At 40.5% G+C, this 21363-nt stretch carries 25 protein-coding genes; 4 read left to right on the top strand and 21 right to left on the bottom strand.

Annotated elements, in window-relative coordinates; translation table 11 throughout:
* Positions 1-3: 3 nt before the first annotated feature.
* Both QM877_RS00330 and QM877_RS00325 read right to left on the bottom strand, forming a co-directional pair.
* Positions 4-633: an amino acid ABC transporter ATP-binding protein gene (locus QM877_RS00330; RefSeq protein ID WP_414317208.1), complete on the bottom strand. Its 630-nt coding sequence runs from the start codon at positions 631-633 to the stop codon at positions 4-6.
* 10 nt (positions 634-643) lie between these two features.
* Complete coding sequence (locus QM877_RS00325) at positions 644-1285, bottom strand: amino acid ABC transporter permease (protein WP_263393450.1); 642 nt, start codon at positions 1283-1285, stop codon at positions 644-646.
* Between the two features lie 215 nt (positions 1286-1500).
* Here QM877_RS00325 and plsY point away from each other — a divergent pair, with 215 nt between their 5' ends.
* Entirely contained in the window at positions 1501-2142 is a 642-nt protein-coding gene (gene plsY / locus QM877_RS00320) for a glycerol-3-phosphate 1-O-acyltransferase PlsY (protein ID WP_414317207.1), read from the top strand.
* A 31-nt stretch (positions 2143-2173) separates the two neighbouring features.
* Here the strand turns inward: plsY and QM877_RS00315 are convergent, their stop codons facing one another.
* The 10 genes from QM877_RS00315 to QM877_RS00270 form a co-directional block, all read right to left on the bottom strand.
* The gene (locus tag QM877_RS00315; protein WP_316108452.1) at positions 2174-3130 is read right to left on the bottom strand and encodes an ABC transporter permease; all 957 of its coding nucleotides are present in this window, start codon (positions 3128-3130) and stop codon (positions 2174-2176) included.
* Between the two features lie 2 nt (positions 3131-3132).
* Positions 3133-4191 (bottom strand): ABC transporter permease, encoded by a 1059-nt coding sequence (locus tag QM877_RS00310; protein WP_153224833.1) that lies wholly within the window; start codon positions 4189-4191, stop codon positions 3133-3135.
* Positions 4191-5720 (bottom strand): ABC transporter ATP-binding protein, encoded by a 1530-nt coding sequence (locus tag QM877_RS00305; protein ID WP_414317206.1) that lies wholly within the window; start codon positions 5718-5720, stop codon positions 4191-4193. Before QM877_RS00305 ends, QM877_RS00310 begins: the two co-directional genes overlap by 1 nt.
* 141 nt (positions 5721-5861) lie before the next feature.
* Entirely contained in the window at positions 5862-6917 is a 1056-nt protein-coding gene (locus QM877_RS00300) for a BMP family lipoprotein (RefSeq protein WP_414317205.1), read from the bottom strand.
* A 94-nt stretch (positions 6918-7011) separates the two neighbouring features.
* The gene (locus tag QM877_RS00295) at positions 7012-7401 is read right to left on the bottom strand and encodes a cytidine deaminase (protein ID WP_414317204.1); all 390 of its coding nucleotides are present in this window, start codon (positions 7399-7401) and stop codon (positions 7012-7014) included.
* Entirely contained in the window at positions 7388-8050 is a 663-nt protein-coding gene (gene deoC / locus QM877_RS00290; RefSeq protein WP_414317203.1) for a deoxyribose-phosphate aldolase, read from the bottom strand. The genes QM877_RS00295 and deoC overlap by 14 nt, the downstream gene beginning before the upstream one ends.
* Before the next feature lie 17 nt (positions 8051-8067).
* On the bottom strand, positions 8068-9351 hold the full coding sequence (locus QM877_RS00285; protein WP_414317202.1) for a pyrimidine-nucleoside phosphorylase: 1284 nt from the start codon (positions 9349-9351) through the stop codon (positions 8068-8070).
* Positions 9348-9938, bottom strand: coding sequence for a class I SAM-dependent methyltransferase (locus tag QM877_RS00280; RefSeq protein WP_414317201.1), 591 nt, complete (start codon positions 9936-9938; stop codon positions 9348-9350). Before QM877_RS00280 ends, QM877_RS00285 begins: the two co-directional genes overlap by 4 nt.
* A 107-nt stretch (positions 9939-10045) precedes the next feature.
* Positions 10046-10324: a 1,4-dihydroxy-2-naphthoate prenyltransferase gene (locus QM877_RS00275; protein WP_414294242.1), complete on the bottom strand. Its 279-nt coding sequence runs from the start codon at positions 10322-10324 to the stop codon at positions 10046-10048.
* Positions 10325-10493: 169 nt separating this feature from the next.
* Entirely contained in the window at positions 10494-10898 is a 405-nt protein-coding gene (locus QM877_RS00270; protein ID WP_414294243.1) for a hypothetical protein, read from the bottom strand.
* Positions 10899-11099: 201 nt separating this feature from the next.
* Here QM877_RS00270 and coaA point away from each other — a divergent pair, with 201 nt between their 5' ends.
* The 3 genes from coaA to QM877_RS00255 all read left to right on the top strand — a co-directional run bounded on the left by coaA (position 11100) and on the right by QM877_RS00255 (position 12898).
* A complete protein-coding gene (gene coaA, locus QM877_RS00265; protein WP_414317200.1) occupies positions 11100-12020 on the top strand; it encodes a type I pantothenate kinase in 921 nt (306 codons plus the stop codon).
* 52 nt (positions 12021-12072) lie between these two features.
* Complete coding sequence (gene rpsT / locus QM877_RS00260; protein WP_029689628.1) at positions 12073-12321, top strand: 30S ribosomal protein S20; 249 nt, start codon at positions 12073-12075, stop codon at positions 12319-12321.
* Positions 12322-12385: 64 nt separating this feature from the next.
* A complete protein-coding gene (locus tag QM877_RS00255; protein WP_414317199.1) occupies positions 12386-12898 on the top strand; it encodes a DNA topology modulation protein in 513 nt (170 codons plus the stop codon).
* A 280-nt stretch (positions 12899-13178) separates the two neighbouring features.
* Here the strand turns inward: QM877_RS00255 and QM877_RS00250 are convergent, their stop codons facing one another.
* The 9 genes from QM877_RS00250 to QM877_RS00210 form a co-directional block, all read right to left on the bottom strand.
* Positions 13179-13910 carry an NAD-dependent protein deacylase gene (locus QM877_RS00250; RefSeq protein ID WP_414317198.1) on the bottom strand — a complete coding sequence of 244 codons (732 nt, stop codon included), beginning with the start codon at positions 13908-13910 and terminating at the stop codon, positions 13179-13181.
* Positions 13911-14140: 230 nt separating this feature from the next.
* On the bottom strand, positions 14141-14851 hold the full coding sequence (gene deoD / locus QM877_RS00245) for a purine-nucleoside phosphorylase (protein ID WP_045763751.1): 711 nt from the start codon (positions 14849-14851) through the stop codon (positions 14141-14143).
* A 143-nt stretch (positions 14852-14994) separates the two neighbouring features.
* The gene (locus QM877_RS00240) at positions 14995-15705 is read right to left on the bottom strand and encodes a type 1 glutamine amidotransferase (protein WP_414317197.1); all 711 of its coding nucleotides are present in this window, start codon (positions 15703-15705) and stop codon (positions 14995-14997) included.
* Complete coding sequence (locus QM877_RS00235) at positions 15702-16937, bottom strand: chloride channel protein (RefSeq protein ID WP_414317196.1); 1236 nt, start codon at positions 16935-16937, stop codon at positions 15702-15704. The genes QM877_RS00240 and QM877_RS00235 overlap by 4 nt, the downstream gene beginning before the upstream one ends.
* A gap of 4 nt (positions 16938-16941) precedes the next feature.
* Entirely contained in the window at positions 16942-17751 is an 810-nt protein-coding gene (locus QM877_RS00230; protein WP_414317195.1) for a purine-nucleoside phosphorylase, read from the bottom strand.
* Positions 17748-18308: a DUF1697 domain-containing protein gene (locus QM877_RS00225; protein WP_414317194.1), complete on the bottom strand. Its 561-nt coding sequence runs from the start codon at positions 18306-18308 to the stop codon at positions 17748-17750. Before QM877_RS00225 ends, QM877_RS00230 begins: the two co-directional genes overlap by 4 nt.
* 1 nt (position 18309) lies before the next feature.
* Positions 18310-19521, bottom strand: a complete 1212-nt coding sequence (locus QM877_RS00220; protein WP_414317193.1) for a phosphopentomutase — start codon at positions 19519-19521, stop codon at positions 18310-18312.
* Between the two features lie 12 nt (positions 19522-19533).
* Positions 19534-20217, bottom strand: a complete 684-nt coding sequence (gene rpiA, locus QM877_RS00215) for a ribose-5-phosphate isomerase RpiA (protein WP_414317192.1) — start codon at positions 20215-20217, stop codon at positions 19534-19536.
* Between the two features lie 105 nt (positions 20218-20322).
* Complete coding sequence (locus tag QM877_RS00210; protein WP_414317191.1) at positions 20323-21252, bottom strand: peptidase U32 family protein; 930 nt, start codon at positions 21250-21252, stop codon at positions 20323-20325.
* Between the last annotated feature and the right edge of the window lie 111 nt (positions 21253-21363).

Raw genomic sequence — 21363 nt, 5'->3', positions numbered from 1 at the left:
CTCCTACTTAGGCTCTACTTTGAGAATCTGATCAGCAATATTCTCTGCAAACTGGAGATCGTGAGTCACGACAATCTGAGTCATGCCTAATTCTCGATTTTGTAGGATCAGTTTTTCAACCTCAAGACGCAACTCAGGGTCAAGGGCTGAAGTTGGTTCGTCATAACCAATCACTTCAGGATCTATCATCATAGCGCGTGCTAAGGCAACCCGTTGCTTTTGACCACCAGATAATGAGTATGGATAAGCATCTGCATGAGCTTCGAGTCCCAGACGAGTTAATAAGTCGACCGCCTTCTTCTTTGCATCTGCTTCAGACATCCCCATAGTCTTAATAGGGGACAAAATCAAGTTTTCCATAACGGATAAGTGAGGAAAAAGCTGAAAATCTTGAAAAACAAAACCTAACAAGTGGCGCTTTTCAAGTTCATCCAAATGTAGGGATTCTCCATTATAAAAAATCTCTCCCGAATCAATGGTTTCTAGTCCAGATAACATTCTAAGCAAGGTAGTCTTTCCACCACCAGAAGGGCCAACAATGGCCAAAATTTGCTTTTCAGGAATTGTTAAACTGAAATTGGATAAAATTTCTTTTTTTCCAAATTTTTTGCTGATATTTCTTAACTCTAACATGGATAACCTCCTATCTATAGTAGCTGAACTTCTTCTCAAGTTTCTTAGCTAAGATTGTAACGATACCAATCATAAGCAGATAAATAGCTCCTGCTAGAAACATTGGAATCAAGCTAGCATCACGATTGGCAGCGGTTCGACTAGCTAGGATTAAATCTGAAATACCGAGTGCATAGACCAAAGAAGTATCCTTAACCAAACTCATAACCTCATTAAATACACTTGGTAAGACAATCTTGGTCACCTGTGGCAAGATAATATAGCGGACGGTATCGATAGGTTTGAATTTCAAAACCTTAGCTGCTTCATATTGTCCTTGAGGAATGGTTGCAATCCCTCCACGGAAAATTTCAGCAAAATAGGCTGCATAATTAAGCGTGAAGGCAATAATCGCAGCAGGCACTCGATCTAAACGAATTCCGATACTTGGTAGGACATAATAAATAAAAATCAACTGCAAGAGCAAGGGTGTCCCGCGCATCACCCAGATATAGATATCAATCATGTAATGGAGGGGTTTCCAATGGACCTGTAAGCAAAAGGCAACCAAAATGCCTAAAGGGATTGAAAAGAGCAAGACCAGTGCAAAAACTTGTAAAGTCATTGTCGCACCGCTCAATAAACTTGGTAATATCTCAAATAAGTAAGACATATTCCACCTCCTAAAAATAATTGTTCCTATTATAGCATAAATAAACACAAAATCAAGGAATTTCAGAAACTTTCATGAATTTTTAAAACTTTATCCTTAATTTCCGAACAATAGTGTTCATGTGAAAAATTTTCTACTTACATAAAGAATCAGATGTCACAAATTGAGAAAAGATTCCTTTCCGTTTCTATCCTATTTCATGGTATAATAGAAGCATGATGACAATAGTATTATTAATTTTAGCTTATTTATTGGGTTCTATCCCTTCAGGACTGTGGATCGGGCAAATCTTCTTTAAGATTAATCTAAGAGAACATGGTTCTGGTAATACTGGAACGACCAATACCTTTCGAATCCTAGGTAAGAAAGCGGGTATGGCAACCTTCGTGATTGACTTTTTCAAAGGAACCATCGCAACCTTGCTTCCACTTATCTTTCATGTCCAAGGAGTTTCACCTCTAGTCTTTGGCCTTTTAGCTGTGATCGGGCATACCTTCCCAGTATTTGCAAGCTTTAAAGGAGGAAAGGCTGTCGCAACTAGTGCTGGAGTCATTTTCGGATTTGCTCCTCTATTTTGCCTCTATCTAGCAGTTGTTTTCTTCGGCACTCTTTATCTAGGCAGTATGATTTCTCTCTCTAGTGTTACTGCTGCCCTTGCTGCTGTACTTGGGGTGATTCTCTTTCCGCTTATCGGTTTCCTACTGCCAAGTTACGATATATTATTTGTAGTGATTATCCTAGCCCTCGCAAGCTTAATTATCATTCGCCATAAGGATAACATCAATCGTATTCAAAACAAAACTGAGAACCTAGTTCCTTGGGGACTAAATCTTACCCATCAAAAACCTAAAAAATAAAGCATCAGTTTCAAACTGACGCTTTTTTTGTTTATTTAGATTTGATATAGTTGATACCATCTGCCTTTGGCGCAACAGCTTTACCAAAGAAGGCTGCTAGAACGACAATGGTCAAAAGATATGGTGCAATTTGCAAGTAAACGGCTGGAACTCCTTGCAAGAAAGGAAGTTGAGAGCCGATAACTGCCAAACTTTGTGATAGTCCAAAGAATAGACTTGACAACATGGCACCAACAGGATTCCATTTACCGAAGATCATAGCTGCAAGAGCGATGAATCCAGGTCCGACGATGGTTGTAACTGAGAAGTTAACAGAGATTGATTGAGCGTAAATAGCTCCACCGATTCCTCCAAGGAAACCTGAAATCACAACTCCAAGATATCTCATCTTGTAGACATTAATCCCCAAAGTATCTGCTGCTTGTGGGTGTTCACCAACTGAACGAAGGCGAAGTCCAAAGCGAGTCTTAAAGAGGATAAACCATGCTAAGAATGAGAAGGCAATTGCTAGGTAACCAAGTAAACTTGTTGACTTGAAGAAGATATCTCCGATAACTGGGATATTAGCCAAAAGAGGAAAATCAAAACGTCCAAAAGTTTGCGTTAAGTTATCCGTTTGTCCCTTGTTATAAAGCACCTTCACCAAGAAGACTGCCAAGGCTGGCGCCATCAAATTAAGTACGGTACCACTGACAACATGGTCAGCACGAAAATGAACTGTAGCTACTGCGTGAATCAGTGAAAAGATAGCTCCGACTAATCCACCAACTAGAAGAGCCAACCAAGGAGTTAATGCTCCCAAATCTTGTGCAAATTCAAGGTTAAAAACAACTCCAGAGAAGGCACCCATGACCATGATTCCTTCAAGTCCAACGTTAACAACTCCACCACGTTCAGAGAAAACGCCTCCGATACTTGTGAAAATAAGTGGTGCTGAGTAAATCAACATTGAAGAAACCATAAGGGTTAGCATTGTTGTAATCGACATCCTTATTTACCTCCTTTAAGTTGTTTTCTTGGTTTGACAAAGCGTTCGATGATGTAGTGAACGCTGACAAAGAAGATAATTGAGGCTGTAACGATACTTACAAGCTCAGATGGCACTTGTGCAGCATTCATACCTGGAGCTCCAACTTGAAGCACTCCGAACAAGAAGGCTGCAAAGAGAATTCCAATTGGTGAGTTTGCAGCAAGTAGACTGACCGCCATACCATTAAATCCGATCGCCAATGATGAACCTTGAACATAGACGTTTTGGAAGGTACCAAGTCCTTCTACAGCTCCACCTAGACCTGCAAGAGCCCCTGAGATAATCATTGATAGAATAATGGTGCGTTTAGCTGAAATACCTGCATACTCAGAAGCATTTGGATTGAGACCAACTGCACGGATTTCAAAACCGAGAGTTGTCTTCTTAAGCAAGAACCAGATAACTGCAACTGCAATGATGGCAAAGAAAATCCCAATATTCATACGAGAGTTTCCAGTTAACTCAGCAAGCCAAGGTGTTTGATAAGTTGCGTTTGCACTTACTCGGATAGATGAGTCTGTACTTTGCATGATTTCTTTAGGGAAGTGGTGGATAAAGGCATTTCCCACATAAAGAACAATGTAGTTCATCATGATGGTTACGATGACTTCAGATGTTCCCAGATAGGCTCTTAAAATACCAGGAATGGCACCAACGATTCCTCCAGCCACCAACGCAATGACAACTGTCGCAAGAATCAACAATGGACGTGGTAAATCTGGATTTGAAAGAGCGAACCAGCCACTCATAACCCAACCAGCGAGTGCTTGTCCTGGAAGACCAACGTTAAAGAAGCCAGCACGACTCGCAACTGCAAATCCAAGAGCAATCAAGACTAATGGCCCCATGGCACGGAAAATTTCACCGATTCCACGAACACTACCGAAGGCTGTGTAGAACAACTCTTCATAACCCCAAATAGCATCGTAGCCAAAAATCCACATAACGATGGCTCCAAGCAAGATCCCAAGGATAACAGAAATCAAGGGAACCGAAATTTGTTGTAATTTTTTAGACATCACTCTTCTCCTTTTTCCAATTCACCACCAGCCATCAAGACACCAAGTTCTTGCTTGTTGGTTGTTTCTGGTGTTACGATCCCTTGAATCTTACCATCATGAATAACAGCGATTCTATCTGAGACATTTAGAATCTCATCTAGTTCAAAGCTGACCACAAGGACAGCTTTTCCATTATCACGTTCTTGAATCAAGCGTTTGTGAATGTACTCAATGGCACCGACGTCCAAACCACGAGTTGGTTGGCTGACGATAAGGAGATCAGGATCTCGATCAATTTCACGAGCGATAATCGCTTTTTGTTGATTTCCTCCTGAGAGTGCTGCTGCTGGTACTATCTCACTAGCGGCACGAACATCAAACTCTTGCATCAATTTTTTTGCATAGTCAATGATATTCGTATAATTTAAAATTCCCTTTTTGCTAAGAGGTTCTTTATAGTAGGTTTGAAGAGCGATATTTTCAGAAATCATCATTTCCAAAACCAGACCATCACGGTGACGATCTTCAGGAACGTGACCTACGCTTAGCTCAGTGATTTGGCGAGGATGCAAACCTACGATAGATTGGCCTTTCAATTCTACGCTACCAGATTCAATCTTACGAAGTCCTGTGATAGCTTGGATCAATTCAGATTGACCATTCCCATCAATACCAGCAATTCCGACAATTTCACCAGCTCGAACATCGAGTGAGAGATTTTTAACAGCAGGAACGCCACGGTTTTCATTAACAACCAAGTCTTTAATGGACAGTACAACTTCTTTTGGTTGAGGTGCCTGCTTCACAGTTTTGAAGGAAACTGAACGCCCTACCATCATTTCTGCCAAGTCAGCATTAGTTGCACCAGCAATCTCAACTGTTTCGATAGACTTACCACGACGGATAACTGTAACACGGTCAGAAACTGCACGAATTTCATCCAATTTGTGGGTAATCAAGATAATTGATTTGCCTTCTTTGACCAAGTTCTTCATGATAGCCATCAACTCATCGATTTCTGATGGCGTTAAAACAGCAGTTGGTTCGTCAAAGATAAGGATATCGGCACCACGATAAAGTGTCTTCAAAATTTCAACACGTTGTTGAGCACCAACAGAGATATCTGCTACTTTGGCTGAAGGATCCACAGCAAGACCATAACGCTCCGATAGTTCGTTAATTTCTCGAGTTGCTCGAGCAATATCTAGGACACCATTTTTGGTTAATTCACTTCCCAAAATGATATTTTCAGCAACTGTGAAAGCTTCAACCAACATAAAGTGCTGGTGAACCATCCCAATTCCTAAGCTAGCTGCTTTTGATGGCGAGTCTAGTTTTACAACTTGACCGTTGACCACAATTTCACCACTAGTTGGTTCTAGAAGCCCTGCTAGCATGTTCATAAGAGTGGACTTCCCAGCTCCATTTTCTCCTAAAAGTGCATGAATTTCACCTTTACGAAGTTCAAGGTTAATCTTGTCGTTAGCGACAAATTCACCGAAAACTTTGGTAATTTCACGCATCTCAATGACATTTTCGTGTGCCATGTGCTCTTCCTTTCAGAGTTTTATTTTATTTCAATAAAACCTGCTAAAGAGATTTAGCAAGCTCTATTGAGACAAAACAATTTGTCTCAATTCTTAAAGAAGCGGCCACAGGCCGCTCCCCTAAGAAATGACTTTTATCTATTATTTTTCAGGAACTTTGATGCTGCCATCTAGGATTTTAGCTTTTGCATCTTCAACAGCTTTTTTACCTTCTTCAGAAAGGTTAGTTGTTACTAGATCAACCCCTTTATCCTTCAATGAGTAAACGATCACTTGACCGCCAGGGAATTCACCTTTTTCAGCTTTGTTTGCGATATCTTGAACTGTTGTTCCGACTTGTTTCAAAGTAGAAGCAAGTACGAAGTTTGATTCTTTACCATCTTTAGAAGTGTATTTACCTTCTTCAACTTGGTCACGGTCTACACCGATAACCCAAACTTTTTCGCCTTCGTTTTTGCTTTCATTCAAAGATTTAGCTTCTGAGAAGACACCTGCACCAGTACCACCAGCTGCTTGGTAGATTACGTCTGCACCTGCAGCGTATTGAGCTGCAGCGATTGTTTTACCTTTAGCGGCATCACCAAATGATCCAGCGTAGTCTACTTGTACTTTGATAGATGGGTCAACTGACTCAACACCAGCTTTGAAACCAGCTGCGAAACGAGAAATAACTTCAGATTCCATACCACCTACAAAACCAACTTGTTTTGTTTTAGTAGTTTTAGCTGCTGCTACACCTGCAAGGTAAGCTGCTTCGTTATCAGCAAATGTTACACTTGCTACGTTCTTTTGATCTTTAATCACATCATCAATCAAAACATAGTTCAAGTCTGCATGTTCTTTCGCTGCTTCTTCAACTGCATTGTGAAGGGCAAAACCAACACCATAAATCAAGTTGTAGCTTCCTGCTGCTTGGTTCAAGTTGTTAGCATAGTCAGCTTCACTTGTTGATTGGAAGTATGTGTAGCCTTTATCTTTTGCAAGATTGTGCTCTTTACCCCAAGCTTGAAGACCTTCCCAAGCTGATTGGTTGAATGATTTATCATCAACACCACCAGTATCTGTAACGATAGCTGCTTTAGTCTTCAAATCAGAAGATGAAGATGCTGCGTTACGAGAAGAGCGATTACCACATGCAGCAAGTCCAAATGCTGCTACTGCAACTAGACCAAGGCCTAGCCATTGTTTCTTGTTCATTACTGAACCTCCTAAATAAGATGCGCAACGAAGTTGCAAGTATGGATTGATTGGTCACAAGGACCCTTGTCACTCAGGGAGTGACGCAGACTAACTAATGCAAGTCTGTAAATGAGTATGGAAGTAATTCCCCGACCGTCATCTCGACCGTCGATTTATCTTTGGCAACTAAGGTCACCTTTAGATCTTGTTCAAAAAATTCGACCATAACTTGGCGACAAGCTCCACATGGAGAAATAGGTTTCTCAGTTTGACCATAAACAATCAATTCTGAAAACTCCCGTTGTCCTTCAGAAACAGCTTTAAAAATAGCTGTTCTCTCACCACAGTTGGTCAAGGGGTAGCTAGCATTTTCAATATTGCATCCTGTATAGACGCTTCCATCCTTAGCAACCAAAACGGCACCGATTGGAAAGTGTGAATAGGGTACATAGGCGTTTTGACTAGTCTCAATCGCTAAGTAAATCAACTCAGTAGTCGCCATCTGCTAACTCTCCTTTTAAGATTGCTACACCAGAAGATGTTCCGATACGAGTAGCTCCAGCTTCAACAAAGGCAACAGCATCTGCATAAGAACGAGCTCCACCAGCAGCCTTAACCCCCATTTCAGGTCCAACTGTCTGGCGCATTAATTTAACATCCGGTAGGGTTGCACCACCTGTTGAGAAGCCTGTTGACGTCTTGACAAAGTCTGCTCCTGCTTTCTGAGCTAGCTGACAAGCTAGAACTTTTTCTTCATCAGTCAACAAACAAGCCTCGATAATAACCTTAACCAGTTTGTCTCCGCTTGCTTCAACAACAGCTCGAATATCTGACTCAACTAAATCAGCATTCCCAGACTTGAGTGCTCCAACATTGATAACCATATCAATCTCATCAGCACCATTTTGGATAGCTTCTTTGGTTTCGAAGGCTTTAACAGCAGATGTTGTGGCTCCAAGTGGGAAGCCTACAACCGTACAAACCTTGACATCAGTATTTTCTAGACCAGATTTGGCATGAGCAACCCAGCACGGATTAACACAAACACTGGCAAAATCATAGTCTTTGGCTTCAGATAACAAACGATCAATTTGCTGTTCGGTAGCATCTTGCTTTAAAAGCGTATGATCAATGTATTTATTTAATTTCATTTCGGTTTTTCCTTAAATTAGGAGATAATTTCAATGATTTCACGCGTTTTGATCGCTTCATCACTCATCTTAATTTTAACATAATTTTGGAAATCTGTAACTAGTTCCGGAGAAATTTTCCCATTTGTATATACTTTTGCGACAATTTCACCCTGTTTGACCGAATCTCCCACTTTCTTCTCAAAAACGATACCTGTCTCATAGTCAAGAGCATCTGTTTTAACGGCACGACCAGCACCCAATCTCATAGCAAAAAGACCAAACTCCATGGCTGGCAGTGCCTCAATAACACCATCTTCCTGAGCAGGAATTTCTACCACATGATCAACTGTTACAGGTCGATAAAGATCTTCTAAATCTCCACCTTGAGCGAGGACCATCGCTTCGAATTTCTTGAGTGCCTGACCATTTTCAAGATGTTGCCTTACTTCCTCGACTGTTTTTTCAACATTTGCCAGAGAAAGCATAATCTGTGCTAACTCACAGATAAAGTTACTAATATCCTCGCGTCCTTTACCCTGAAGAATTTCTAGTGCTTCTAGAATTTCCAAGCGATTCCCAATGGCACGTCCCAAGGGTTGACTCATATCAGTAATAACTGCTACTGTCTTACGACCTACAGCCTTACCAAGGTTTACCATGGTTTGAGCCAGTTGGCGTGCCTCATCAACTGTCTTCATAAAGGCACCTTCACCCACTGTTACATCAAGTAAGATAGCATCAGCTCCAGCTGCAATTTTTTTACTCATGACCGAACTAGCAATCAAGGGAATGGTATCCACTGTTGCCGTCACATCACGAAGGGCATAGAGAAGTTTGTCAGCCTTAACCAGTTGATCGGATTGCCCAATAACTGAAACACCAATATCTTGAACTTGTTTGATAAATTCATCCTGACTTCGTTCAATCTGAAAACCTTTGATGGATTCTAATTTATCGATAGTACCACCAGTGTGGCCTAAGCCCCTACCGCTCATCTTAGCCACTGGGACATCAAAACTGGCTACCAAGGGTGCTAGGATTAAAGTTACCTTGTCACCGACACCGCCCGTAGAGTGTTTATCAACCTTGACACCATCTATAGCAGACAAATCAAACTCCTGACCTGTCTTAACCATATTCATGGTTAAATCAGAAATTTCTCTCGTGGTCATTCCTTGGAAGTAAACTGCCATGGCAAATGCTGACATCTGGTAGTCAGGAACAGTTCCTGCCACATAGCCTTCAATCAACCATTGGATTTCGTTCGAACTGAGTTCTTGTCCGTCTCTTTTTTTCTGGATTAGATCTACTGCTCTCATTCTTTCACACTTCTAAGGATATAATATCCCTTATCTTTTTTTACAATCTCGCAATTGCCAAATACATCTTCCATCTTACTTTTGGCACTTGGGGCTCCTTGTTTTTTCTGGATAACAATGGTCAAATCTCCACCGTCTACTAAAAAGTCTATACTTTTTTCGATGATTTCGTGAACTACTTGCTTGCCTGCACGAATGGGCGGATTCGAAATGACATGATCGAATTGTCCTTCTACCTGCTCATAAATATTAGACTGGAAAATAGTCGCTTGAACCTTGTTTTTTATTGCATTTTGCTGGGCTAAATCCAGTGCACGATTATTGATATCCACCATGGTCGCTTGGGCACCATAAGCTTTAACCAAAGACAAGCCTATTGGACCGTAGCCACAACCAACATCAAGAATTTTTTCACCTTTTTCAACATCAAGACATCTTAACAACAACTGACTTCCGAAATCAATCATTTTTTTACTAAAGACACCAGCATCCGTCAAAAAGGTCATCTTTTGCCCAAGTAGCTCAACTCTAAGCTCATGAACATCATGGGTTGCATCTGGATTTTCTGCATAATACATTTTACTCATGATACTATTTTACCATAAAAATAAGTTATTTGTAAATCGTTTACAAAGATAGCAAGCCCTTAAATCATATTGTATTTTCTCAAAAATAATATAAATTCGGATTAACATTAGGGACCTAGTAAAAAGCTCCCAACTGCCATGGTAATCGGAAAAGCAAAAATGCAAGCAAGACCAAAAAAGAAGAGCCAGCACTTTCTTTTAAAGAAAGCTAGCACAAGGTAGCCAAGACCTATGAGGGGCAATAAGATAAACAAAACAAAAGTGGTCCAGTTATGGCTCTGAGTTCCTATCGTAAAGGAGAAATTCACCCAGTTTGGTGATAACCATAAAACAACTACAAATAGACTGATAAAAACCAGCGCCTTTTCTCTTAATCTAGCTTTCATCTTAACACCTCCTTTATAGGTTTTCCCCCTTATATTTTAACAAAGAAAGCGCTTTTCTTCAATCTCTATCAATTATTGGAAACGAATGACAAGTCATTGGGAGCTATAAGGTATCACAGTCAGGATAAAACAACAAATTTATTGTCTATAATCAGACGCATTTTGATTACTATTGCTTCACCTTCAAATACTTAATTATCAACAGGATTCCCAAGAAGATGTTTAGATAAAAGCCCAACTGATAAGTTTGTGTCAGGATTTCCAAACTTGTCCACAGGCGTATCAAATCTTCTATTGACATGCGGAATAAATAACCCTCTGTAGCAATCCACAAAATCAAAAATAGATAACTACCAGCAGCAAGGAATTTTGTCCAACCTTTCCTTAACAACCATGCAATGAGGAGTGAACAAATGAAAATAGTTGTTACAATGGCATAATCCATTAAAAATGTAAAACCGTAATAAATTTCCACAAAACGTCTACCATTATCCACATTGACTCCTTTTATAAAAGGTAAAGCAAAACTTAAAATAAAACAGAGTTCCAATATGTAATTTTTTAAGATTTTCATAGTACACCTCCTATGAGTTGTGAACTAAAAAGCCCCCTTTATTAGCTGATAAAATCAGGAGAAATCAGCTCCTACTTCATCAATAAATTGTTCATTCTCTATCTACTTATAGTATATACTACTGACTTATCACATTCAAGAAACCGCTTTATTTTTTTAGCTTTTTATGGTATGATAGACAAAATATCTAGGGGAAAACAAATGACCAACGAATTTTTACATTTTGAAAATATAAACCGCGAAACTTGGCAATCCCTGCATCGCAAATCCACACCGCCATTAACTGAGGAAGAACTGGATTCTATCAAAAGTTTTAATGACCAGATTAGTCTTCAAGACGTTACAGATATCTATCTGCCACTGGCACATCTGATTCAGATTTACAAACGTTCCAAAGAAGACCTTGCCTTCTCAAAAGGCATTTTCCTTCAAAGAGAGAGTAAAAAACAGCCCTTTATTATTGGAGTTTCAGGAAGTGTCGCTGTCGGTAAATCAACCACTAGTCGTCTCTTGCAAATTTTGCTTTCTCGTATCGTTCCTGAAGCAAGTGTTGAGCTAGTTACTACGGATGGTTTTTTATACCCAAATAGTGTCTTAATTGAGCAAGATATCCTCAACCGCAAGGGTTTTCCTGAGAGCTACGATATGGAAGCTTTGCTTAATTTTCTAGACCAACTCAAAAATGGTCAGGATGTTGATATACCTGTTTATTCCCATGAAATTTATGATATCGTGCCGGGTCAAAAACAACAAGTAGAAGCTGCTGATTTTGTCATTGTTGAGGGAATCAATGTGTTCCAAAATCCACATAATGCCCGTCTCTATATTACTGATTTCTTTGACTTTTCAATCTATGTCGATGCCGCTGTCGAAGACATTGAAAGTTGGTATTTGGATCGATTCTTAAAACTCCTTAGCTTTGCTCAAGATGATCCAGTCAACTATTACTACCGTTTCACTCAACTTCCTCTTAGTGAAGTCAAGGATTTTGCTCACCAAGTTTGGACCAGTATCAACCTCACCAATCTCCAAAATTACATTGAACCGACACGAAATCGTGCCGAGGTCATTCTCCATAAATCTAAAAATCACGAAATTGATGAAATTTACTTAAAAAAATAATTTTCCCTTGTCAAAACGTAAGTTTTCAGATATAATGGTATAGTTAGTAAAAATGGAGGTAAGAACATTGGCAAACATTAAATCAGCTATCAAACGCGCTGAATTGAACGTTAAACAAAACGAAAAGAACTCAGCTCAAAAATCAGCTATGCGTACTGCTATCAAAGCTTTTGAAGCAAACCCATCTGAAGAACTTTACCGTGCTGCCAGCTCAGCTATCGATAAAGCAGAAACTAAAGGTTTGATCCACAAAAACAAAGCTAGCCGTGATAAAGCACGTCTTGCAGCTAAACTTGGTTAATCATTAACTGCATACAAAATGAGCTCCTCGGAGCTTTTTTTGTGCACATTTTCTGGAGGTTATTATGAAAATAGCTATCATTGGATATTCTGGATCAGGCAAATCTACTCTGGCAGAAAAACTTGCTAAGCACTACTCCATCCCCAAACTTCATATGGATACTCTCCAATTTCAACCAGGGTGGCAAGATAGTGACCGTGACTGGATGCATAACGAAATGAAAACTTTTCTAGTCAAAAACAAAAACTGGGTCATTGATGGCAACTACTCTTGGTGTTGTTATGAGCAAAGAATGGACCAAGCTGACCAGATCATTTTTTTAAACTTCTCTGCTTGGAATTGTTTGCTAAGAGCCTTTAAGCGCTATTTAAAATACAGAGGAAAAGTGAGAGAAAGTATGGCTAAGGGATGCCCCGAGCAATTCAACTGGGAATTTATCCGTTGGATTCTTTGGGATGGACGAACTAAAAATGCTAAGGCAAGATACCAACACTTAAACAATACTTACCCTGCAAAGATGCGCATTCTCCATTCTCAAGCAGAGATTGATTGTTTTTTGCGATCTTTAAAAAAATAAACAATATAGTAGCATTTCATTAAAGTCAGCATGGACTGAATGACTAAAAATAACTCGAGCAATTTATAAATCAACAATATAGTAGATTGAATTTAGAACAGTACACTACAACTGCTAAAAATATTTCTAGAAATTAGTTTGACTTTTCTAATCTCTCTGTTCACATCTTATTTCAATCCACTATAATATTCCCCTAGAAATGAAGAGAATCTTGTTCATAGTTTCTGAGTTCGTAATACAAAAAAACTGAAAGAAGTATAGTCCTACTTCTTTCAGTTTTTTATTGTCTCAATTTAGAAAAAACTTCTCCGATATTACCTTCGATAACTAAATCAGCTTGGCTATCTTGAGGAGTGCTGGACTTGTTGATAACGACAAGATTTGACCCTGAAAAATAATTGATTAGGCTAGCTGCAGGATAAACGACTAAAGAAGTTCCACCAATGATCAATAAATCTGCTTGCTGAATGGCTCGAGCTGCTCGACTAAATACGTCCATATCTAGTGATTCCTCATAAAGGGTTACATCAGGTTTGACTACCTTGCCACAATCTAAGCAGTGGGGAACTGGACCTTCAAGTGCCAAAAATGCATTCAAATCATAAAAGCGATGACAGCCCAAACAGTAATTACGATCTGCACTACCATGCAGTTTCAAAACTTTTTCAGAACCCGCCATTTCATGGAGACTATCGATATTTTGCGTCACAATCGCCTTTAATTTACCTGTTTTTTCTAACAACGCTAGATAATTATGTGCTAAATTTGGCTTGGCATCTGGATAGACCAGATATTTTTTGTAGAAATCAAAAAAATCCTCTGGATAGCGCTCAAACATGGTGCGTGATACCAGTTGCTCGGCAGTAAAATGGCGCCCCAACTTAAGACTATAAACACCATCAGAACTTCGAAAATCTGGAATATTAGATTCTGTAGAAACCCCTGCACCACCGAAAAAGACAATTCTTTGACTTTGGTCAATGATTTCCTGTAGTTGTGCAATTTTATCCATTTCACCCCTCCTTAAGTTTTTTGTTCTAAAAAAGTTGAAAACCTCTAGCTATTGTCAAGCAGGCTTTCAACTTTATTTGATTATGATTTAGATATTAAACTGACTAGTCTCGGTTCTTTGACACAATTTGACGTTCTTCAAAGTCCTTATTCTCATCTATTAGAAGATTGAAGCAATGAACATGCTTATCATTTTGAGAACAAGAGTAATCACATGAATGGAATCTAACTTTAGTCTGCAATCAAGGTTTCTAGACCAACCTTCATCATATCTGTGAAAGTATTTTGGCGCTCTTCTGCAGTTGTATCTTCATCTGGATTAACCAAACTATCTGAAATAGTCATGATAGCAAGAGCATCAACATGGTGTTGAGCAGCAAGATAGTATAGCGCCGCCGCTTCCATTTCCACAGCTTTCACCCCCCATTTTCCAAGCTCAATGTTCTTTTCAAAGTAATTTGAATAGAAGACATCTGAAGACAAGACATTCCCAACGTGAGTAGTCATACCAAGATCTTTGGCGATATGGTAGGCTTTATCTAGCAAATCAAAGCTAGCGATTTGTGGAAAATCATATTGAGGCCAGTCATTGCGGATAATGTTTGAGTTGGTAGCAGCTGCTTGCGCCAAGACCAATTCACGGACGTGAACATCCTCATTCAAAGAACCAGCAGTTCCCACACGGATCAATTTTTTCACACCGTAATCGACAATCAATTCACGTGCATAGATGGAGATTGATGGCATTCCCATCCCTGTTCCCATGACAGATACACGATGGCCCTTGTAAGTTCCAGTGTAACCAAACATGTTACGGACTTCATTGAAGCATACAGCGTCTTCAAGAAAATTCTCAGCGATAAACTTCGCACGAAGAGGATCCCCAGGAAGAAGAATTTTATCAGCAATTTCACCCTGCTTAGCAGCAATATGGATAGACATAGTTTATGATACAAAGAGCGACCAGAAAGCGACTGAAAATTAGGAATCTGACGAGAAATCCTGATTTCACAGTCAGATTATCTATTTTCCGAGCTTTCCGCTCGTGTTCAAATCTGAACACATGCTCTACCTTTCTGTTGTTTTTAATTTGTTAATGAATCCAAAAATGCATAGAGTTTTGCATTCATTTCTCGATAAGCATAGTTACGAATAGCTTCAGGCTTTTGAACATATGTCGATTTTTTGCTTTGTTCTTCCAAAACTTCTTCACCATCCGCAGCAATTAAGAGCTCTACTGCTTCTGGATCAAATTCCAAATGAGCTTGGAAGGCATAGTGTTTAGGACTAAAGCGAATAATCTGACGTGGACAGCCTTGACTGGTCGCAAGGACGACAGCATTCTTTGTCAAACCTGGCATATCTCCATGCCAGTGGCCGGTATTTAAAGTTTGTCCAAAAACTTTGACATGATTGTCTTTTAATCCAGCTTCAGTTAGCGTTATTGGAAAAACACCAATCTCACGCTCTGGACTATGTTCATACTCTGCGCCATAAGCAACCGATAGGAGTTGAGCACCAAGACAGACACCAACAATATAACGATCTGCCTTCATAGCCTTTTGAATCAGCTCAATCTCTGCCTGAGGATTGTAGTATGGAAAAGTTTCCCGATCTTCATCTGGCGATTGAGGTCCCCCCATCACAATTAAGAAGTCGATTTCATCCACTGTCTCTGGTAAGGCTTCATTCTCATAGACTTTGGTCGTGGTCACTTGATGGCCACGATCCTGTGCCCATTTTAGATAAGCACTCGGCACTTCAAAGGTTTCATGCAGTACAAAATGTACCTTCATCGTTTCTTCTCCCATCTCTTTCGAATCACGTAAGACAGACCAGCCGCAAGTACAAGCGGAATTGTCAAACTCCAAGTTTGGCCTGTAAATCCAAGGCTCAGGGCAATGGCTGTCAGAGGAGCTTTTAAGGTCGTCCCTAAAAAGACGGTCGCTCCTAGTAACATCCCTAGAGCAGGATCTAGATGAATCCCAACTGTTGTCAAAAGCAAGGTCACTAGGTAGCCAGAGCCAATCCCTAAGGCAAATGATGGTGTTAAAGTTCCCCCATAAGCACCATTGCGTAAGAGGAGATAAACCAGAATCCCCTTCACTGCAAGAGCCAGTGGAAGATAAGGAATCGACTGGCTAGACAAGAGGGCTTGCGCTAGTACCTGGCCATTTCCCATAAAGATAGGGAAAAAGATTGCTAGGCCCCCCAGCACTAGAAAGGCTAGCGGAAGAGCCCAAAGAATCGTCCCATCCTTCCGCCGTTTGTAACTAGCCCGCTTGGCTAGGAAAGCAAAGACCAGAGCCAAGGGAGTGACCAAGAAAGCAATCACAATAGCCTGTAAGAAACTGCTAGCCGACCATGAGACTGCGGACAGGTGATAAATAGCCTCCTGACCAACGATGGACTGAGCGACCCATGTGGCCAGATAAGTGCTGGTCAAAACCAGTAGAAGGTTCTGCCAACTGTAGGCGAGTCCTAAGGTCTCAAAAACAAACAAGCTACTGGCAAAGGGAACTTGATAGACCGCAGCTAAACCAGCTCCAGCACCACAGGCAATCAAGACTTTTCGCTCTTTGAGGGCTAGAGAAAAAGCTTTCGCCAAGCGACCAGCTAGAAGAGCCCCGACCTCACGTGGTGCTCCTTCTTTTCCGACCGATGCACCTGCTCCGACAATCGCAACCTGCATACCTGCATGAAGGAACTGGGCTAAGGGCGGTGGTTCCCTGTCTCCAGCTAAGTCAATTTGCTGGCGAATAGACAGAATCTTATAACGCTTTTGCAAGGCATACCAAAAACCAGCTGCCAAGCACCCAGTCACACATAAGACCAAAAATCTACGGAGACCTCCAGCTTCTTGAAATTGCTGGAGTAAATCCGACTTATCTTGGCCAAAAGCCAGCCCTTGCACCCCTTCTAGTAGATAATGACAGGCAATTCCGACCAGACCCGTCCCTATTCCTAATGATAAAGTGGCTAGAAGCACTCTCAGTCCATAGGGCATACTTTGGAGTCGTACTCTCATAGTCTTACAATTCTGCAAGAATAGCTTTAAGCAATCCTTTAAAATCTCCTTTGACACGTTCGGTAACTTCTACTACTTCTTCGTGGTTAAGTTCCTCTTGGAAACCAGCCGCAAAGTTGGTAATACATGAAATACCAAGAACTTTCAAGCCAGAGTGAGCTGCCACGATAACTTCAGGAACAGTTGACATACCGACAGCGTCTGCACCAAGAGTCTTATAAGCACGGATTTCAGCTGGAGTTTCATAAGTTGGACCAGTTACACCGATATAAACACCGTCATCAAGTTTAACACCAAGCTTTTCAGCAACTGCATGCGCTGTAGTACGATATTCTGGAGTGTAGGCTTTTGACATGTCTGGGAAACGTGGACCGAAGTCATCTAAGTTTTCACCGATTAGAGGATTTTGTCCTGTCATATTGATGTGGTCAGTGATAGCCATCAAAGTACCAGGACCAAATCCGATACCTCCAGCAGCGTTGGTTACAATCACACCTTCACAGCCCAAAACTTTCATGACACGAACTGGGAAAGTCACGACTTCAAGCGGATTTCCTTCATAGAAATGGAAACGTCCTTGAAGAGCTAAGACTTTACGTCCTGCAAGTTCACCGTACACCAATTTTCCAGCGTGTCCAACAACAGTCGAACGTCCCCAGTTTGGAATCTCAGCATAGTCTACCACAACTGGATTTTCGATTTCTTCAGCAAGTTCTCCAAGTCCTGATCCAAGAATCAAGCCGAACTCTGGTGCTTCTACTCCCTTTTCTTTTAAGAAAGCAGCTGTTTCATTGATTTTTGCTAATAATGTCATTGTCTGTCTCCTTTATAATCTTTTAAAAATTGACCGATTTTGTCAAAGGTTTTTGCATTTCGAATAGTAATATTACGATAGAAAGGCATCTTAAGCAGGAACTTGTGATAGGCTGTTTTGGTATAGGTTTCTTCTGAGAATTTGCCCCAGAAAATTCCCAGTTTCCCGAAATGAAGCACTTCATCTACCAGTTCCATACTTTCGACTTTCTCGATGACTTGCTTGATATCCAGTCCCTCAGTATAAAAGAGAACATCCTTTCGAGCCATTTCTTGGAACCACCATTCCGGAAGAGTTCTAATCTCCTCTTCGTAATCTTCTTGACTTAACAAGGAAAAATGTTGGATAAATGGATAATGTTCTTTAAAGAAATCCTGTAACCTCTCAACCAACTGAGTTCTAGGCATGCTAGTATCAAAGAAAATATTGCCACTATTGATGTAGGTTTCAACATTTTCTAATCCCAACTCTGTCAATTCTTGACGCAACTGTGCCATAACCACCTTATGTTTCCCACCGACATTGATCCCTCTAACCAGTAATGCAAAACGAGTCATCTTAAACTAATTTATCTAAGAAGCTTTCACCAATCATAGCCTTATCTACGCCAAAGTTATCAGCGATTGTCGCAGAAATATCTGCAAAATGACCGATTGGTAGGTGTCCATTTCCTTTTAGTGATGGACTGTATGCCAAAAGTGGAATATATTCACGAGTATGGTCAGTACCAGCATAGGTTGGATCATTTCCGTGGTCAGCAGTAATCAAAAGAAGATCGTCTTCTCTCATTGTTGCCATGATTTCTGGCAAACGCTCATCAAACTCATGCAAACAATCACGATAGCCATGTGGATCACGACGGTGTCCATATAAAGCATCAAAGTCTACCAAGTTTGTAAATGAGAATCCTTTTTCAAACTCAGGTAGTCTCATCGTTGTCAAAAGCGTGTCAATCCCGTGGCTATTGGACTTATTGTGACCCATATCATGGTTAACCCCAGCACCATTAAAGATATCGCTAATCTTACCTACTGAATAAGTATCAATGCCTGCTTCGTTCAATTTATCCAAAACAGTTGGTGCAAATGGTGATACGGCCAAGTCACGACGATTTGCAGTACGTGTGAAGTTTCCAGGCTCCCCAACATAAGGACGAGCAATAATACGTCCCAGAAGAGCTGGACGCTCTAAAGTAATCGAACGAGCGTACTCACAAATACGATAGAGTTCATCCAAAGGAATGATCTCTTCGTGGGCTGCGATTTGAAGAACTGGGTCAGCTGATGTATAGATAATCAACTCGCCAGTTTCCATTTGGCGTGGTCCAAAGTCATCGATTACTGCTGTTCCTGAGTATGGTTTGTTGGCTTCACGAATTATTTTACGACCTGAGAATTCTTCAATCTTTGTAAGGATTTCTTCTGGGAATCCATTCCAGAAAGTATCAAACGGTTCAGTGATGTTGAGGCCCATGATTTCCCAGTGACCTGTCATAGTGTCTTTACCTAGTGACACTTCCTCAAGTTTAGTGTAGTAACCGCTAGGATTTGCTTCTGCGGGAACGGTTTTAAGCGCTGTCTCACGTTCAATGTTCCCAAGACCAATCTTAGCCATATTCGGTACATTCAAACCTACTGATTTTGAAATGTGTCCAAGCGTGTCAGATGCTCCATCTGGAACCCCTGCATTGACAAAGTTATGAGCATCTGGTGCCGCACCGATTCCTACAGAATCGAGTACCACCAAGTGAATACGTTTAAATGTTGACATCATTTGCCTCCTTTATTTCCCTTTTGTTGAAGTTAAAACCTGAACGCCAGCTTGTCCTGCAACGATCACTTTATCAACCATTTGATTAAATAAACCGTGCTCAACAACACCAACCTGAAGATCCAATTGACGACCAAAAGCGATCGGATCTTCAATAACACCTAAATCAAGGTCAATGATGAAATTTTTCATATCCGTCACAAAGCGTTGGCCATCTTTTTCACGAAAACTTGGCTTATAACCAGCCTTTTCAAAACGACGGAAAACCTGTTCTGCTCCGTATTGGACAACTTCGACAGGTAGTTTAAAAGCGCCCAGTTTTTCAACCATTTTACTCTCATCTACCACCCAGATATACTGTTTAGTTGGTGTCGCAACTACTTTTTCCATTAGAAGTGCACCACCGCCTCCTTTGATACCATTAAACTGACGATCCACCTCATCAGCTCCATCAACAGTCACATCAACCTCATCCACCTCATCAATAGACTTAAGCGGTATATTCAAGCATTGTGCCTGATTCGTCGTTACACTCGAAGTCGTTACGGCTGTAATTTGAAGTCCTTCCTCCTTGATTCTACGACCAATCTCCTCTACGAAATAATAGGCAGTCGAGCCTGTTCCAAGTCCTACAACCATTCCATCGGTTACGAACTCAGCAGCCTTGATGCCTGCTATTTTTTTCAGATTTTCCACTTAAACACCTCCAAACAAAAAGCTACTTTTATTATAACATGAATACGCTTTAAATTCATCCTTGCACTAGAAAAACCCGAACATTTTATGTCGGGTTTCTGATTCTTATTTAACCATATCAGGATCGTAGTCATAAAATCCTGTGTCAAGGAAACGATTTTTGGGATGGAGTTTACGAACTTCCTCATCCAGCAAGAAGGCTTGGTCATGGCTAAAGTTACCCTCTTCAATCAAACTGCGAGCTTGGATGAAAAGTTTAGCAATCTCAACAAAGTCTTGCCCTGGAGTATAAAGCCCCTCTAGCTTCCAATGAGTGAAACCATGTTCTACCAACTCTGTCAATTTTGTCATCAAATCAAGGTCATTGTTGGCAAAAATGTGGGTTCCATGATTGTCTTCAAAAATGGAATAGTGGCTCTCTGGATCACTTGGCTCCGCCAAGAACAAATCACGTTGACGTGTTTTTTCATCATCAATTTGAGTGAAATTATAGTAGTTTTGTAAGAGTGGACGCTTAGAATGATGGATGACACTAGCACCGTAAACCAAAACTTCAGCAGGAATTTCCAAAATCTCCGGCATCTTGAAAAGTTCAGCGGATGGAATTTCGCGGGCCAAAACAGCCTCAGATGCGCCAGCCTTTTGCCCCCAGAAGTTAATCTGACGACTGCTGGTAACCATGGTTGAGGCATCGTAAATCGTTTTGAAAGAATAGTTATCACGGTTAACCACATAAAAGACACCTGCGTCCCCAACTGTGATATAGTCCGTTTTGATTTCTTCTAAAAAGTCCAAGAAGGGCTTGATACGGTCCATCATGTCTTGGTGCATAAGAGCATTAACCGCAACGATTAATTCCTTACCGGCATCATGAATGATTTTTGCGATTTCACGCAATTCTTCATGACTAAAGGTAGTTGGCAAACGAAGTCCAAAATCTTTCTCACCGACATAGATGCGGTCAACTCCCGCCTCTAGTAATTCTTTTACTTGTTCAATGCTTTCAGCAGTTGCTGTAATAATAATCTTTTCCATAAGAAAAATTATACCACATTTCTGAAAAATCAGCTATGGGCAATCTATTTTTTAAGAAAAGTTATACTCTTCACTTTTAGAAACATAAAAAGTGAACTACCTTTACTAGAG

Origin of the sequence: Streptococcus infantis (assembly GCF_047463655.1) — a bacterium.
Lineage (GTDB): Bacteria > Bacillota > Bacilli > Lactobacillales > Streptococcaceae > Streptococcus > Streptococcus infantis_Z.
The sequence above is the reverse complement of the archived record's forward strand: the minus strand, read 5'-3'. Positions and strand labels throughout refer to the sequence as shown.

Bases quoted from the DNA above. Each gene is read 5' to 3' on its own strand.
- QM877_RS00330 (WP_414317208.1), bottom strand. From the start codon at position 633: ATGTTAGAGTTAAGAAATATCAGCAAAAAATTTGGAAAAAAAGAAATT.
- QM877_RS00325 (WP_263393450.1), bottom strand. From the start codon at position 1,285: ATGTCTTACTTATTTGAGATATTACCAAGTTTATTGAGCGGTGCGACA.
- plsY (WP_414317207.1), top strand. From the start codon at position 1,501: ATGATGACAATAGTATTATTAATTTTAGCTTATTTATTGGGTTCTATC.
- QM877_RS00315 (WP_316108452.1), bottom strand. From the start codon at position 3,130: ATGTCGATTACAACAATGCTAACCCTTATGGTTTCTTCAATGTTGATT.
- QM877_RS00310 (WP_153224833.1), bottom strand. From the start codon at position 4,191: ATGTCTAAAAAATTACAACAAATTTCGGTTCCCTTGATTTCTGTTATC.
- QM877_RS00305 (WP_414317206.1), bottom strand. From the start codon at position 5,720: ATGGCACACGAAAATGTCATTGAGATGCGTGAAATTACCAAAGTTTTC.
- QM877_RS00300 (WP_414317205.1), bottom strand. From the start codon at position 6,917: ATGAACAAGAAACAATGGCTAGGCCTTGGTCTAGTTGCAGTAGCAGCA.
- QM877_RS00295 (WP_414317204.1), bottom strand. From the start codon at position 7,401: ATGGCGACTACTGAGTTGATTTACTTAGCGATTGAGACTAGTCAAAAC.
- deoC (WP_414317203.1), bottom strand. From the start codon at position 8,050: ATGAAATTAAATAAATACATTGATCATACGCTTTTAAAGCAAGATGCT.
- QM877_RS00285 (WP_414317202.1), bottom strand. From the start codon at position 9,351: ATGAGAGCAGTAGATCTAATCCAGAAAAAAAGAGACGGACAAGAACTC.
- QM877_RS00280 (WP_414317201.1), bottom strand. From the start codon at position 9,938: ATGAGTAAAATGTATTATGCAGAAAATCCAGATGCAACCCATGATGTT.
- QM877_RS00275 (WP_414294242.1), bottom strand. From the start codon at position 10,324: ATGAAAGCTAGATTAAGAGAAAAGGCGCTGGTTTTTATCAGTCTATTT.
- QM877_RS00270 (WP_414294243.1), bottom strand. From the start codon at position 10,898: ATGAAAATCTTAAAAAATTACATATTGGAACTCTGTTTTATTTTAAGT.
- coaA (WP_414317200.1), top strand. From the start codon at position 11,100: ATGACCAACGAATTTTTACATTTTGAAAATATAAACCGCGAAACTTGG.
- rpsT (WP_029689628.1), top strand. From the start codon at position 12,073: ATGGAGGTAAGAACATTGGCAAACATTAAATCAGCTATCAAACGCGCT.
- QM877_RS00255 (WP_414317199.1), top strand. From the start codon at position 12,386: ATGAAAATAGCTATCATTGGATATTCTGGATCAGGCAAATCTACTCTG.
- QM877_RS00250 (WP_414317198.1), bottom strand. From the start codon at position 13,910: ATGGATAAAATTGCACAACTACAGGAAATCATTGACCAAAGTCAAAGA.
- deoD (WP_045763751.1), bottom strand. From the start codon at position 14,851: ATGTCTATCCATATTGCTGCTAAGCAGGGTGAAATTGCTGATAAAATT.
- QM877_RS00240 (WP_414317197.1), bottom strand. From the start codon at position 15,705: ATGAAGGTACATTTTGTACTGCATGAAACCTTTGAAGTGCCGAGTGCT.
- QM877_RS00235 (WP_414317196.1), bottom strand. From the start codon at position 16,937: ATGAGAGTACGACTCCAAAGTATGCCCTATGGACTGAGAGTGCTTCTA.
- QM877_RS00230 (WP_414317195.1), bottom strand. From the start codon at position 17,751: ATGACATTATTAGCAAAAATCAATGAAACAGCTGCTTTCTTAAAAGAA.
- QM877_RS00225 (WP_414317194.1), bottom strand. From the start codon at position 18,308: ATGACTCGTTTTGCATTACTGGTTAGAGGGATCAATGTCGGTGGGAAA.
- QM877_RS00220 (WP_414317193.1), bottom strand. From the start codon at position 19,521: ATGTCAACATTTAAACGTATTCACTTGGTGGTACTCGATTCTGTAGGA.
- QM877_RS00210 (WP_414317191.1), bottom strand. From the start codon at position 21,252: ATGGAAAAGATTATTATTACAGCAACTGCTGAAAGCATTGAACAAGTA.